Origin of the sequence: Helicobacter pylori (genome assembly GCF_014496965.1) — a bacterium.
Lineage (GTDB): Bacteria > Campylobacterota > Campylobacteria > Campylobacterales > Helicobacteraceae > Helicobacter > Helicobacter pylori_CZ.
Window position 1 is genome coordinate 13720 of the sequence record NZ_JACTCR010000018.1, and the last position, 14149, is coordinate 27868.

The following is a 14149-nucleotide window of genomic DNA, read 5'->3' on the forward strand; positions in this document are numbered from 1 at the left end:
TAGCGCTTTATCTTTGAGCTTTCAGCGGGTCATTAGGGTTTATTTGGTATAATACCAAAACTTCATTTAAGGTTGGTTCTTATGAATATTTTATTTGGGATTAGCGACACGCAAGAATGTTATAATGCTATTAAATTCGCTGTCAAATTAGCCCATTCGCTTAAAGAGGTCCGTTTCACTCTATTGCATGTGAGCATGGAAGTGTTTATTTATAGCGAAAGCGGGATGATGGATTATGGCCAAACAGAAGCCTTAGAAGAAGAAAAGGCTAAGGCTTTGTTAAAGCAATTTGAAGACGCTTTCAAAAAAGAAAATATAGAGTGCGAGAGCGTTTTAAAAAGCGGTGATTTGATTGATGTGGTCTTGGATATGGCTAAGGATTATGATCTGTTATTGATCGGGGCGAGCGAGTCCAATTTATTGTATCGTTTGTTCATTTCGCACCAAAATAGTCTCGTTGAGCAATCCAGTATCCCTGTTGTGATCGCTAAGTAGCATGAAAATGCATCAAATACCCACCCCCACCATGTCGCAAGTGATCATGCTTAATGACTCCATTACGACAGCGGAATTTATGGTTTCTGCTTTAAGGGATTTTTTTGACAAGCCTTTAGAAGAAGCTCAAAAACTCATGCTAAGCATCCATCGTGATGGCGATGGGGTTTGTGGCGTTTATCCTTATGAAATCGCCATATATAAGGCGGTATGCGTGAGGGATAAAGCCAGAGCGTTAAAATTCCCTTTAAGATTAATGGTGCAAGAGGTAAAATAATGGACAAATTCAATAAAGATTTGAATGAAGTTTTATCTCATGCTTTAGATTTAGCCCTAGATTTTAACCATGTCCTTTGCACCACAGAGCATGTGCTGTTAGCCATTTTAGAGCATGGGATTGGAATAAGGATTTTTAATGCTTTAGAAGAAGATAACTACCATAAAATGGAGCAAATCCTTAAAGACTACTTGCAACAATACATTCCTTTAAAAAACGATCCAGCCAAAATACCAGACAGGAGTCCCGTATTAGCAAGAGTGTTTAAAAAAATGTATGCGAGTTACTTGGATAGCGTGGGCGTGGAAGAATTGCTTATTTTCATTTTAGAATACGATGATTGTTACGCTTCAAAACTCCTGGATAGTTTTGGCATCACTCGTTCGTATTTCAAGTCCGCTTTATTGGATTTTGATAACCCTAATGATATTAATGATAATGACATTAATAATGAAGAAGCGCCCAAAAGCACTCCCCTAAAAAAATACACTAAAAACTTGAGCGCTTTAGCCCAAAATAACGCTTTAGATCCAGTCATTGGCAGAGAAGAAGAGATTTTAAGAGTCATAGAAATTTTAGGGCGCAGGAAAAAGAACAACCCGCTTTTAATTGGCGAAGCGGGCGTGGGGAAAACTTCCATCGCTGAAGCTTTGGCTTTAAAAATCGCTCAAAAAGAAGTGCCGGAATTTTTGCAAGAATATGAGGTTTATTCTTTGGATTTGGCTTTAATGGTGGCTGGGGCAAAATACAGAGGGGATTTTGAAAAGCGCTTGAAAAAAACGCTCAAAGAGATCCAACAAAACGGCCGTATCATTTTATTCATTGATGAAATCCACACCCTTTTAGGTGCAGGGAGCAGTAACGCTGGGAGCTTGGATGCGGCGAATATGTTAAAACCGGTTTTAACGGATGGGAGCTTGAAATGTTTGGGGGCGACCACTTTTGAAGAATACCGTAGCGTGTTTGAAAAAGACAAGGCTTTCAACAGGCGCTTTTCTATAGTGAATGTTGAAGAGCCTTCTAAGGAAGCGTGTTACTTGATTTTAAAGAATATTGCCCCCCTTTATGAAGAACACCACCAGGTGCGTTATAATGAAAGCGTGTTTAAGGCGTGCGTGGATTTGACGAGTTATTACATGCATGATAAATTCTTGCCGGATAAGGCGATTGAATTGCTAGATGAGGTGGGATCAAGGAAAAAGATCAACCCTAAAAAAGGCAAAAAAATCAGCGTTGATGACGTGCAAGAAACGCTCGCTCTAAAGCTTAAAATCCCTAAAATGCGTTTAAACAGCGATAAAAAAGCCCTTTTAAGGAATTTGGAAAAATCGCTAAAAAATAAGATTTTTGCTCAAACCGAAGCGATCAACCTTGTCAGTAATGCGATCAAGATCCAGCATTGCGGGCTTTCTGCAAAAAATAAGCCTGTGGGGAGCTTTTTATTCGTGGGGCCTAGTGGGGTGGGGAAAACAGAATTGGCTAAAGAATTGGCCTTGAATTTGAATTTGCATTTTGAACGCTTTGACATGAGCGAATACAAAGAAGCCCATAGCGTGGCAAAGCTCATCGGGAGTCCTAGCGGTTATGTGGGGTTTGAGCAAGGGGGGTTATTGGTGAATGCGATTAAAAAGCACCCGCATTGTTTGCTGCTTTTAGATGAGATAGAAAAGGCCCACCCTAATGTGTATGATTTGTTGTTACAAGTGATGGATAACGCCACTTTGAGCGATAATTTAGGCAACAAGGCGAGTTTTAAGCATGTGATTTTGATTATGACTTCAAATGTGGGGAGTAAGGATAAGGACACGCTGGGGTTTTTTAGCACTAAAAACGCCAAGTATGATAAAGCCGTTAAAGAGCTTTTAACCCCTGAATTGCGATCCAGAATTGATGCGATCGTGCCGTTTAACGCGCTCAGTTTGGAGGATTTTGAACGCATTGTTTCTGTGGAATTAGACAAATTAAAAGCCCTAGTGCTAGAGCAAGGCGTGATCTTAAAATTCCATAAAGAAGTTGTGAAATGTATTGCGCAAAAAAGCTACCAAACGACTTTAGGAGCGAGAGAAATTAAAAAAATCATTCATAATGAAATCAAAACCCAATTAAGCGATATACTGCTCTTACAATCGTTTAAAAAACCTTGTAAGATCGCTTGCTTATTGGAAAAAAACCAATTGGTTCTAAAAGAAATCAAGCGCACGCAAAAGGTGAAAGAAAATGACTTTTGAAATGCTTTATAGTAAAATCCATAGGGCGACTATCACGGACGCTAATCTCAACTATATAGGCTCGATCACCATAGATGAGGATTTAGCCAAGCTCGCTAAGCTTAGAGAGGGCATGAAAGTGGAAATCGTGGATGTCAATAACGGCGAACGCTTCAGCACCTATGTGATTTTAGGGAAAAAAAGGGGCGAAATTTGCGTCAATGGCGCAGCAGCCAGAAAGGTGGCCATAGGCGATGTGGTGATCATTTTAGCTTATGCGAGCATGGATGAAGATGAAATCAATACGCACAAGCCAAACATCGTGCTAGTGGATGAAAAAAACGAAATTTTAGAAAAGGGTTAGAGATGGATTTTAGTCAATTGGGCGGGTTAAGCGGATTATTAGATGGCATGAAAAAAGAGTTTTCCCAACTAGAAGAAAAGAATAAAGACACGATCCACACTTCCAAAAGCGGTGGGGGAATGGTGAGCGTGAGTTTTAATGGGTTGGGGGAGTTGGTGGATTTGCAAATTGATGACAGCCTGTTAGAAGATAAAGAAGCGATGCAAATCTATTTGATGAGCGCTTTGAATGACGGGTATAAAGCCGTAGAAGAAAACCGAAAGAATTTAGCCTTTAACATGTTGGGGAATTTCGCTAAATTGTGATGTTTCACAAAGCCCTTGTTACCTTTATCGTTCTATGGTTTTTTTTGAATGGCTTAGGGGCTTATGATTTCAAGCATTGTCAGGTTTTTTTTAAAAAAGCGAGCCTTCAAAAAGGGGGCGTGGCTTTAAAGGAATTGCCTAAAGGCGTGTATTTGTATTATTCTAAAACTTACCCTAAACACGCTAAAGTCATCAAATCCGATCCTTTTGTAGGGTTGTATTTGTTACAAAGCGCGCCAAGCGAGTATGTTTATACGTTAAGGGATTTAGACAAAGACGCCCTGATAAGGCCAATGGCCAGTATAGGGGATAAAGAAGCCCTAGAAGTGCGGTTGCTTTTCAAGCAAAAAGGCTATGATCGCTACGCTCAAATTTCGCAAAAGATTCAAAAAAATGGCGTTATCAGCAATATTTGCTATCAAATGTTAGGGCTAGGGGTAGGGGGGAACGGCTTTATAGAAACGAAATTTATCAAGCGCTTTTTAAACCAAAAAGAGCCTTATTATGGGGATATTGGGGTGCGTTTAAAAGAAGATGATAAGCGTTTAGTGGTAGCGCAATTCGATCCCTTTTTCCCTAAAAACCCTTTTTTAAAAAACGATGAAATCCTAGCGATCAATGATTACAAGATCCGCTCATTAGCGGAGTTTGAATGGGTGGTGAGCAATCTTAAATACCAAAGCCTTGCCAAAGTGAAAATCAAACGAAACCACAAAATCAAAGAAGTAACGCTCAAAGTCAATAAGCGTTATGGAGGGTTTTTGCTCAAAGACACTTTTTTAGAGCGCTATGGCATCGCTTTAGACGAGCGTTTTATTATCACTAAAATAGGCGCTCATTTGCCCAAAGGCCTAGATTTTTTAAAGCTTGGGGATAGGATTTTATGGGTGAATCATAAAAGCGTTTCGTTCAACCCGAAGGCTTTAAGAGAAGCGTTAAGCACACCTAAAATTGAATTATTAGTTTGGCGTAAAGGCTTTGAATTTTACATTAAAGTCCGTTGAAACATTGATGAAAAATGACGCTTATGAAATCATTCTTTCTTGGTTTATCACGCCTCTCACGGCGATTTTAGGGCGTTTCGCTGAATTTTTCCTCTACACTTTGCATGCGCAATTGGTGTTTAATAGCGTGGTTGCTTTGGCGTTCATGCTCTTTGCTTATAGGAGCTTGAAGGAACAGAATTTCTTCAGCGCTAGCGCGCTTTTAGAGGCGTTATTATTTGTGGGGTTTTTTGCGCTTTTCAACTACGCTTTAAAAAATCCCATGCATTTTTATGAATTGTTTCAAAACGCTATTTTTATTGCGCCTAACATGATCACTCAAAGCCTTTCTCAAAGCTTGAGTAACTTTTCTAACCACGCGCTTTCTTTAGATTTTATCTTCAATCATGGTTTTTATGCCCTTAGCTTCATCAGCGATTTGAGCCATAACGAAATGTCTGTGTGGCTTTTTTTAAGCATTTTGCAAGGGCTTTTTTTGAGCGTGCTGTTTGCGATCATCATTTTAGTGTATTTAGAAGTGCATGTGTGGTGCTCTTTGGGGGTGCTGTTTTTAGCGTTTGGGTTTTTTAAAACCTGGAGGAGCATTGTGGTTGCGTGCCTAAAAAAATGCTTCGCTCTTGGGTTTTACAAGCCTTTTTTGTTGTTGGTGGGGTTTTTGAACGTGTCGGTTACTAAGGCCTTAATGGACGCTAGCATGCAAGAAAAACAAGACTTAAGCCTTTTATTGGTGGTGGCGTTATTTTTGTGTTGCGTTTTTATCATAGGCGTGCCTTTTTTCATCAACGCTTTGTTTAGGGTGCAAAACAGCCTCAAAGAAACTTACAAACTCGCCACCAATTTGAGCGCTAACCTCACTCAAAGCGCTTTGCAATCTTTACAATATACCACGATCTCGCCCGCTCCCTCTAGCGTTTCTCCTTCTACAAGCGGAAGCGTCTCTAAAGAAAAGGAAACGCATTCCCCCACATTCAAGGTAGAAACCACTCAATTAGATGTAAAAATTCCAAATTTCAAGCAAAAAAAGGTTAAAAAGGATACAATAGATACAAAAAATGAAATTTAAATAAATAGGAATTTAATGAGGATTTTTTTTGTTATTATGGGACTTGTGTTGTTTGGTTGCACCAGTAAGGTGCATGAGATGAAGAAAAGCCCTTGCACCTTGTATGAAAACAGGTTAAATCTCGCATGAAAGAAAAGCCTTTCAATAGCGAGCAGTTGATCTATTTAGAAGAGCTTTTAAGCCACCAAGAAAAGCATTTAGAGAGCAAGCTTTCTGGTTTTTCGGTGAACGATTTGGACATGCAAAGCGTGTTTAGACTGGAGAGGAACCGCTTGAAAATCGCTTATAAACTCTTAGGCTTGATGAGTTTTATCGCTCTTATCTTAGCGATCGTGTTAATCAGTGTTTTACCCTTACAAAAAACCGAACACCATTTCGTGGATTTTTTAAACCAGGACAAGCATTACGCCATTATCCAAAGAGCGGATAAAAGCATTTCCAGTAATGAAGCGTTGGCTCGTTCGCTCATTGGGGCGTATGTGTTAAACCGAGAGAGCATTAATCGCATTGACGATAAATCGCGCTATGAATTGGTGCGCTTGCAAAGCAGTTCTAAAGTGTGGCAACGCTTTGAAGATTTGATCAAAACGCAAAACAGCATTTATGTGCAAAGCCATTTGGAAAGAGAAGTCCATATCGTCAATATTGCGATCTATCAGCAAGACAATAACCCCATTGCGAGCGTCTCTATTGCAGCTAAACTCATGAACGAAAACAAACTGGTGTATGAAAAGCGTTATAAAATCGTGCTGAGTTATTTGTTTGACACCCCGGATTTTGATTACGCTTCCATGCCTAAAAACCCTACCGGCTTTAAAATCACTCGCTACAGCATCACTGAAATCGCACCGATTAATAGGAATGATTGATGCGTAAGGTTTTATGGGGTTTTGTGGGCTTTTTGTTGGTTTTTAGTGCTTTAAAAGCCGATGATTTTTTAGAAGAAGTGAACGAAACAGCCCCGGCGCATTTAAACCACCCCATGCAGGATTTAAACGCCATTCAAGGGAGCTTTTTTGACAAAAACCGCTCCAAAATGTCCAACACTTTGAACATTGATTACTTTCAAGGGCAAACTTATAAAATCCGCTTGCGTTATGCGATGGCGACCTTATTGTTTTTTTCAAAACCCATTAGCGATTTTGTTTTGGGGGATAAGGTGGGTTTTGATGCGAAAATTTTAGAAAGCAATGATCGCATTTTACTCATCAAGCCTTTACAAATTGGCGTGGATTCCAATATCAGCGTGATTGATAGCGAGGGTAAGATTTTTTCTTTCTATGTGTTTTCTACCACTTTCACCAGCTCCAAACACCCTAATTTACAGGTTTTTATAGAAGATAAAAACTATTACACTAACGCTTTTATCAAGCCCCAAAAAGAAAATCAAGAAAATATGGCTGAAAATGCCCCTAAAGATGCCCCAAAAAATAATAAGCCCCTAAAAGAAGAAAAAGAAGAAACTAAAGAAAAAGAAGAAGAGGTGATAATTATTGGCGATAACACCAATGCGATGAAAATTATTAAAAAAGACATCCAAAAAGGCTATAAGGCTTTAAAAAGCTCTCAAAGGAAATGGTATTGTTTATGGGCTTGTTCTAAAAAATCCAAACTCTCCTTAATGCCTGAAGAAATTTTTAACGACAAACAATTCACTTATTTCAAATTTGACAAAAGATTAGCGCTCTCTAAATTCCCGGTGATTTATAAGGTCGTTGATGGCTATGATAACCCGGTGAATACAAGGATTGTGGGCGATTACATTATCGCTGAAGACGTTTCGGCTAAATGGACTTTAAGGCTGGGTAAGGACTATCTGTGTATCCGTTTTGTCAAAAGGAGCAAAGGTGAATAAGTGGATTAAAGGGGCGGTTGTTTTTGTAGGGGGTTTTGCAACGATTATAACCTTTTCTTTAATCTACCACCAAAAGCCAAAAGCTCCCTCAAATAACCAACCCAATCTTTTGAATGACGATGAGGTGAAATACCCCTTACAAGACTACACCTTCACTCAAAACCCACAGCCAACTAACACAGAAAGCTCTAAAGACGCTACCATCAAAGCCTTACAAGAACAGCTAAAAGCCGCCTTAAAAGCCCTAAACTCCAAAGAAATGAACTCTTCTAAAGAAGAAACTTTTAAGAGCCCTCCCATAGATTTAAAAACAAACACAACCCCTCCTAAAAAAGACTTTTCTCCAAAACAATTAGATTTACTAGCCGCTCGCATCACCCCTTTCAAACAAAGCCCTAAAAATTACGAAGAGAACCTGATTTTCCCTGTGGATAACCCTAATGGCATTGATGGTTTCACTAATCTTAAAGAAAAAGACATCGCCACTAATGAAAACAAGCTTTTACGCACCATTACAGCCGATAAAATGATACCCGCTTTTTTGATCACGCCCATTTCTAGCCAGATCGCTGGTAAAGTGATTGCGCAAGTGGAAAGCGATATTTTCGCTCACATGGGCAAAGCCGTCTTAATCCCTAAAGGCTCTAAAGTCATAGGCTATTACAGCAACAATAACAAAATGGGCGAATACCGCTTGGATATTGTATGGAGTCGCATCATCACTCCCCATGGCATTAATATCATGCTCACTAACGCTAAAGGGGCGGACATTAAAGGCTATAACGGCTTAGTGGGGGAATTGATTGAAAGGAATTTCCAACGCTATGGCGTGCCGTTACTGCTTTCTACGCTCACTAACGGCTTATTGATTGGGATCACTTCGGCTTTAAACAATAGAGGCAATAAAGAAGAGGTGACTAATTTCTTTGGGGATTACCTTTTATTGCAATTGATGAGGCAAAGCGGCATGGGGATCAATCAAGTGGTCAATCAAATTTTAAGAGACAAAAGCAAGATCGCCCCCATTGTGGTGATTAGAGAGGGGAGTAGGGTCTTCATTTCGCCCAATACTGACATCTTCTTCCCTATACCCAGAGAGAATGAAGTCATCGCTGAGTTTTTGAAGTGACTCAAAAATGCCCAATTAAAAACGCTATAATAACCCTAAAAAACAAAAGAGAGCCTGACAAGAAAACCCATGAAAATTAAAAATATCTTACTGAGTGGGGGGAGCGGGAAACGCCTATGGCCTTTAAGCCGTAGCCTATACCCTAAGCAATTTTTAAAGCTTTTTGATCATAAAAGCTTGTTTGAGTTGAGTTTTAAAAGAAACGCTTCCTTAGTAGATGAAACGCTCATCGTGTGCAATGAAAAGCATTATTTTTTAGCCCTAGAAGAGATAAAGAATGAAATCCAAAACAAAAGCGTGGGTTTTTTACTAGAAAGTTTGAGTAAAAACACCGCTAACGCCATCGCTTTGAGCGCTTTAATGAGCGATAAAGAAGATTTGCTTATCGTTACGCCAAGCGATCATTTGATTAAAGACCTTCAAGCGTATGAAAATGCGATAAAAAAAGCGATTAATTTAGCCCAAAAAGGTTTTTTAGTCACTTTTGGGATCAATATTGACAAGCCCAACACGGAGTTTGGGTATATTGAAAGCCCTAACGCTCTAGATGTTAAGCGATTCATTGAAAAGCCAAGCCTAGAAAAAGCGATAGAGTTTCAAAAAAGCGGAGGGTTTTATTTCAATAGCGGCATGTTTGTTTTCCAAGCGGGCGTTTTTTTAGACGAACTAAAAAAGCACGCCCCTACTATTTTAAAGGGGTGCGAAAGAGCGTTTGAATCCTTAGAAAACGGGTATTTTTTTGAAAACAAGATCGCACGTTTGAGCGAAAAAAGCATGCAAGATTTAGAAGACGTGAGTATTGATATAGCCTTAATGCAGCAAAGCCACAAAATCAAAATGGTAGGATTAAACGCCAAGTGGAGCGATTTAGGGAATTTTAACGCCCTTTTTGAAGAAGCGGCTCACGAGTCTAAAGAAAATGTCAGCCTGAATCAAACGCCTATTTTTGCCAAAGAGAGCGAGAATAATTTAGTGTTTTCTCATAAAGTGAGCGCTCTTTTAGGGGTTGAGGATTTAGCGATCATTGACACTAAAGACGCTCTTTTAGTCGCTCATAAAGACAAAGCTAAGGATTTAAAAGCCCTAGTGAGCGAGATAGAAACGCATAACCAGGAATTATTGCAAACGCACACTAAAGTCTATCGCCCTTGGGGAAGCTATGAAGTCTTGCATGAGAGCGGTTGCTACAAGGTTAAGATTTTAGAAGTCAAACCAAACGCTAGGCTTTCTTTACAAAAGCATTTCCACAGGAGCGAACACTGGGTGGTGATTAGCGGGATGGCGAGCGTGGAATTGGATCACCAATCGTTTGAATTGCAAGCTAATGAGTCCACTTATATCCCTAAAAACACCCTACACCGCCTGGCTAATTATGGCAAAATCCCTTTGATTATCATAGAGGTCCAAGTGGGCGAGTATGTCGGCGAAGACGATATTGTAAGGGTTGATGACGATTTTAACAGGCAGAATCAAAACGCCTAATGAAAAGATTTAATAAATAAAATTCAATAAAGGAACAATAATGAAAGAAAAAATCGCTTTAATCACTGGGGTTACTGGGCAAGACGGGAGCTATCTGGCCGAATACCTGCTGAATTTGGGTTATGAAGTGCATGGGTTAAAAAGGCGCTCTTCTAGCATCAACACTTCTAGGATCGATCATCTGTATGAGGATTTGCACAGCGAGCATAAGAGGCGTTTTTTCTTGCACTATGGGGATATGACCGATAGCTCTAATCTCATCCATCTAATCGCCACCACTAAGCCCACAGAGATTTATAATTTAGCCGCGCAAAGCCATGTGAAAGTCTCTTTTGAAACCCCAGAATACACCGCTAACGCTGATGGTATTGGCACGCTAAGGATTTTAGAGGCCATGCGGATTTTGGGATTAGAAAAGAAAACGCGCTTTTATCAAGCCAGCACGAGCGAATTGTATGGCGAAGTCTTAGAAACCCCGCAAAATGAAAACACCCCCTTTAACCCACGAAGCCCCTATGCGGTCGCTAAAATGTATGCCTTTTACATCACTAAAAATTACAGAGAAGCTTATAATTTGTTTGCGGTTAATGGCATCCTTTTTAACCATGAGAGCAGGGTAAGGGGCGAAACTTTTGTAACTCGCAAAATCACACGAGCCGCTAGCGCGATAGCGTATAACTTAACGGATTGCTTGTATTTAGGGAATTTAGACGCTAAAAGAGACTGGGGGCATGCCAAAGATTATGTGAAAATGATGCATTTAATGCTCCAAGCACCCATCCCCAAAGATTATGTGATCGCCACAGGAAAGACCACGAGCGTGCGCGATTTTGTGAAAATGAGCTTTGAATTTATCGGCATTGATCTAGAATTTCAAAATACAGGGATTAAAGAAATCGGTTTGATTAAAAGCGTTGATGAAAACAGAGCGAACGCTTTACAATTGAATTTAAGCCATTTAAAAATAGGCAAAATCGTGGTGCGTATAGATGAACGCTATTTCAGGCCTACTGAAGTGGATTTGCTCTTAGGCGATCCCACTAAGGCTGAAAAAGAGCTGGGCTGGGTTAGGGAATACGATTTAAAAGAGTTGGTTAAGGACATGTTAGAATACGATTTAAAAGAATGCCAGAAAAACCTTTACTTGCAAGATGGGGGCTATATTTTAAGGAATTTTTATGAATGAGATCATTTTAATCACCGGCGCCTATGGCATGGTGGGGCAGAACACGGCGTTGTATTTTAAAAAAAACAAGCCTGATGTTACCTTACTCACCCCTAAAAAGAGCGAATTGTATTTGTTGGATAAGGATAACGTTCAAGCTTATTTGAAAGAATACAAACCTACAGGCATTATCCATTGCGCCGGGAGAGTGGGGGGCATTGTGGCGAACATGAACGATCTTTCAACTTACATGGTTGAAAACCTGCTGATGGGCTTGTACCTCTTTTCTAGCGCTTTAGATTTGGGGGTGAAAAAAGCCATTAATCTGGCGAGCTCTTGCGCTTATCCTAAATACGCCCCTAACCCTTTAAAAGAGAGCGATTTATTGAATGGCTCTTTAGAGCCAACGAACGAAGGCTACGCTTTAGCCAAACTTTCTGTGATGAAGTATTGCGAATACGTGAGCGCTGAAAAGGGCGTTTTTTATAAAACTCTAGTGCCTTGCAACCTTTATGGCGAGTTTGACAAGTTTGAAGAAAAGATAGCGCACATGATACCAGGGCTTATTGCTAGGATGCACACCGCTAAATTAAAAAATGAAAAAAATTTTGCGATGTGGGGCGATGGCACGGCCAGGAGAGAGTATCTAAACGCTAAAGATTTAGCCAGATTCATCGCTCTCGCTTATGAGAATATCGCTCAAATGCCTAGCGTGATGAATGTCGGCTCTGGAGTGGATTACAGCATTGAAGAGTATTACGAAAAAGTCGCTCAGGTTTTAGATTATAAGGGCGTGTTTGTGAAAGATTTATCCAAACCAGTGGGCATGCAACAAAAGCTTATGGATATTTCCAAACAAAAGGCTTTAAAATGGGAATTAGAAATCCCTTTAGAGCAGGGTATCAAAGAAGCTTATGAGTATTATTTGAAGCTTTTAGAGGTTTGAAATAAAATCAAGGCTCTTATAGAGTTTAAAAACGCTTTGCTATTAAGCGTCAGGCTAGCGGTAGTTACGATATTGTGATTATAGATTAACTTCAAACAAGATTTAACCATTAATGGGGGGTTTGGTCGCTTCGCTCTCAATCTCAAGCACTTTCAAAAAGTAAGGCGTGTTAACGCTTTAATTTTTCATAAAGAGCTAGGGGGTGGGGAATGTAAGGGGCTTTTCTATGAGATTAACCACCGCTTGCTTTAAATCAAAAATTGTATTTTACAACCAGTAGCTATGATTGGCATGAGATTTATCTTTTATATGAGCGGGCAATTCCCTCTATTAAATTGAATGTTTTGGATTTTTATGCTGTCTGTTTTTAGAGATGATTGCCAGTTGGTTTTTACTTTCCAAAATCCCAAGTCCCTTTATCAGTCTTTATACTGACTTCTTTGATATGCTGACAACGAAGTATATAAAATTGATAGCTATCGCCAAATTTTAGCGTTTTATTAATCTTAAAATAAGGAAATCCCTCATTGTTAGCGCAATTCCCATGATTGATTTTTGCGCTCAATATAGCGATACTATCAACATTTGAAATGGTGTCTATCCAATAAAGGCTGTTCCTAAAAGTTACTTCAATGTCTATTGGTGGTTTTTCACTACCACTACACCCCACAAAAAACACAGCAAACCCAAAAATGACCGCTCATATCAAGCCCGCTTTTTTTTGTAACACCCACTATTAAAACCCTCTCTTATTGTAAATTTTCTCTCAAATAGCTTGAGTGTAGCAGACTTAGACTTAGGTGATCTCTAAAAATTTTAGAGATCAAAGGCGGTAGGGTTTTAAAAGCGCATTAGTTTTAACAAATCCTAGGCAATAATTCGCCCTCTGGCATCTCTAAGATCCTTTCAAAACCCCATGCGTTCTTTAAAACCACGCTAGGATAAGGGTTTTCAAACACCCCGCCGATCACGCAAGCGTTTTTCGCTTTCTCGTTACTTTTTAAAATTTCTAAGGCTTTTGGGGCATCCTTTTGATTGAGCGCTAACACAAACACCCCCTCATTAGCCAGCGCGTAGGGTTCTAGCCCTAAAATCTCACAAATCCCTTTAGTTTCTTCTTTTAAGGGGATTTTTTCTTCTTCTATGACGATTTTCACTCTGGAGCTGTTCGCCCATTCGTTCAGCACGCTCGCTAACCCGCCCCTAGTCGCATCTCTTAAAGCATTAATTTTGAGATCGCTTAAAAATAGGGGTTCCAATAAGGGATAGAGCAGTTGGCAATCGCTTTGAAGATTCGTTTTAAGCTTGATTTCATGACGCGTCGCAAACAGGCTTGCCCCATGATTGGCAATCGTGTCGCTTAGGATAATGGCTTGCCCTTGCTTTAAATGGCGCGAAGAAATCCCTGGCTTGATGATTTTACCCATACAGGTTGTGTTGATAAAAAGCTTATCCACGCTCCCTTTTGGCACGACTTTAGTGTCTAGGGAGAGGAGTTTTAAGTTGGCTTTAAACAATTCTTTTTGTATGGATTGTAAAATTTGCTTTAAAAGAGGGATTTCTAAGCCTTCTTCTAAAATAAAACCCATATTCAAAAACAGAGGTTCGCCCCCTTGCACGCTCACGTCATTCGCGCTCCCGCAAACGCAAAGCTTGCCTATATCGCCCCCATTAAAAATTAAGGGCGTGATGACAAAACTATCCGTGCTTACGCAATATTCCCCACTAGCCTTAAATGTAGGGGCGTCTTCATCAAACGCAACAATCCATTCTTTTAAATAAGGCATGAAGACTCGCTCAATCAAGGCGTTTGTTTCTTTCCCTCCGTTCCCGCATGCTAGAGTTACGCTATCCATT

At 39.9% G+C, this 14149-nt stretch carries 16 protein-coding genes and 1 pseudogene; 14 read left to right on the plus strand and 3 right to left on the minus strand.

Going from position 1 to position 14149, the window contains the following annotated elements:
• Positions 1-81: 81 nt before the first annotated feature.
• The 14 genes from H7O61_RS06580 to H7O61_RS06645 all read left to right on the plus strand — a co-directional run bounded on the left by H7O61_RS06580 (position 82) and on the right by H7O61_RS06645 (position 12292).
• Positions 82-495: a universal stress protein gene (locus tag H7O61_RS06580; RefSeq protein WP_001023005.1), complete on the plus strand. Its 414-nt coding sequence runs from the start codon at positions 82-84 to the stop codon at positions 493-495.
• Between the two features lies 1 nt (position 496).
• Positions 497-772: an ATP-dependent Clp protease adaptor ClpS gene (locus H7O61_RS06585; protein WP_000781794.1), complete on the plus strand. Its 276-nt coding sequence runs from the start codon at positions 497-499 to the stop codon at positions 770-772.
• Positions 772-3000 (plus strand): AAA family ATPase, encoded by a 2229-nt coding sequence (locus tag H7O61_RS06590; RefSeq protein ID WP_187875504.1) that lies wholly within the window; start codon positions 772-774, stop codon positions 2998-3000. Before H7O61_RS06585 ends, H7O61_RS06590 begins: the two co-directional genes overlap by 1 nt.
• Positions 2990-3343 carry an aspartate 1-decarboxylase gene (panD, locus tag H7O61_RS06595; protein WP_000142241.1) on the plus strand — a complete coding sequence of 118 codons (354 nt, stop codon included), beginning with the start codon at positions 2990-2992 and terminating at the stop codon, positions 3341-3343. Before H7O61_RS06590 ends, panD begins: the two co-directional genes overlap by 11 nt.
• A 2-nt stretch (positions 3344-3345) precedes the next feature.
• Positions 3346-3648, plus strand: coding sequence for a YbaB/EbfC family nucleoid-associated protein (locus H7O61_RS06600; protein WP_000347926.1), 303 nt, complete (start codon positions 3346-3348; stop codon positions 3646-3648).
• Positions 3648-4652, plus strand: a complete 1005-nt coding sequence (locus H7O61_RS06605) for a PDZ domain-containing protein (protein ID WP_187875514.1) — start codon at positions 3648-3650, stop codon at positions 4650-4652. Before H7O61_RS06600 ends, H7O61_RS06605 begins: the two co-directional genes overlap by 1 nt.
• Before the next feature lie 7 nt (positions 4653-4659).
• The gene (locus H7O61_RS06610) at positions 4660-5715 is read left to right on the plus strand and encodes a type IV secretion system protein (RefSeq protein WP_187875513.1); all 1056 of its coding nucleotides are present in this window, start codon (positions 4660-4662) and stop codon (positions 5713-5715) included.
• A gap of 15 nt (positions 5716-5730) precedes the next feature.
• Positions 5731-5844, plus strand: a complete 114-nt coding sequence (locus tag H7O61_RS06615; protein ID WP_001217877.1) for a hypothetical protein — start codon at positions 5731-5733, stop codon at positions 5842-5844.
• Positions 5841-6584 (plus strand): VirB8 family type IV secretion system protein, encoded by a 744-nt coding sequence (locus H7O61_RS06620; RefSeq protein ID WP_187875505.1) that lies wholly within the window; start codon positions 5841-5843, stop codon positions 6582-6584. Before H7O61_RS06615 ends, H7O61_RS06620 begins: the two co-directional genes overlap by 4 nt.
• Entirely contained in the window at positions 6584-7570 is a 987-nt protein-coding gene (locus H7O61_RS06625) for a TrbG/VirB9 family P-type conjugative transfer protein (RefSeq protein WP_001930038.1), read from the plus strand. The genes H7O61_RS06620 and H7O61_RS06625 overlap by 1 nt, the downstream gene beginning before the upstream one ends.
• Entirely contained in the window at positions 7563-8699 is a 1137-nt protein-coding gene (locus H7O61_RS06630; RefSeq protein WP_187875506.1) for a DNA type IV secretion system protein ComB10, read from the plus strand. Before H7O61_RS06625 ends, H7O61_RS06630 begins: the two co-directional genes overlap by 8 nt.
• Before the next feature lie 69 nt (positions 8700-8768).
• The gene (locus H7O61_RS06635) at positions 8769-10181 is read left to right on the plus strand and encodes a mannose-1-phosphate guanylyltransferase/mannose-6-phosphate isomerase (RefSeq protein WP_187875507.1); all 1413 of its coding nucleotides are present in this window, start codon (positions 8769-8771) and stop codon (positions 10179-10181) included.
• 40 nt (positions 10182-10221) lie between these two features.
• Positions 10222-11367, plus strand: coding sequence for a GDP-mannose 4,6-dehydratase (gmd, locus tag H7O61_RS06640; RefSeq protein WP_001930041.1), 1146 nt, complete (start codon positions 10222-10224; stop codon positions 11365-11367).
• Positions 11360-12292, plus strand: a complete 933-nt coding sequence (locus tag H7O61_RS06645) for a GDP-L-fucose synthase family protein (RefSeq protein WP_001002485.1) — start codon at positions 11360-11362, stop codon at positions 12290-12292. Before gmd ends, H7O61_RS06645 begins: the two co-directional genes overlap by 8 nt.
• A gap of 11 nt (positions 12293-12303) precedes the next feature.
• Here H7O61_RS06645 and H7O61_RS07915 read toward each other — a convergent pair.
• The 3 genes and pseudogenes from H7O61_RS07915 to hypE form a co-directional block, all read right to left on the minus strand.
• Positions 12304-12503 (minus strand): annotated as a pseudogene (locus tag H7O61_RS07915) (anthranilate synthase component I); the annotation flags it as partial.
• Positions 12504-12683: 180 nt separating this feature from the next.
• A complete protein-coding gene (locus H7O61_RS06650) occupies positions 12684-12971 on the minus strand; it encodes a hypothetical protein (RefSeq protein ID WP_187875508.1) in 288 nt (95 codons plus the stop codon).
• A gap of 178 nt (positions 12972-13149) precedes the next feature.
• Positions 13150-14148, minus strand: coding sequence for a hydrogenase expression/formation protein HypE (gene hypE, locus H7O61_RS06655; protein ID WP_079295403.1), 999 nt, complete (start codon positions 14146-14148; stop codon positions 13150-13152).
• Between the last annotated feature and the right edge of the window lies 1 nt (position 14149).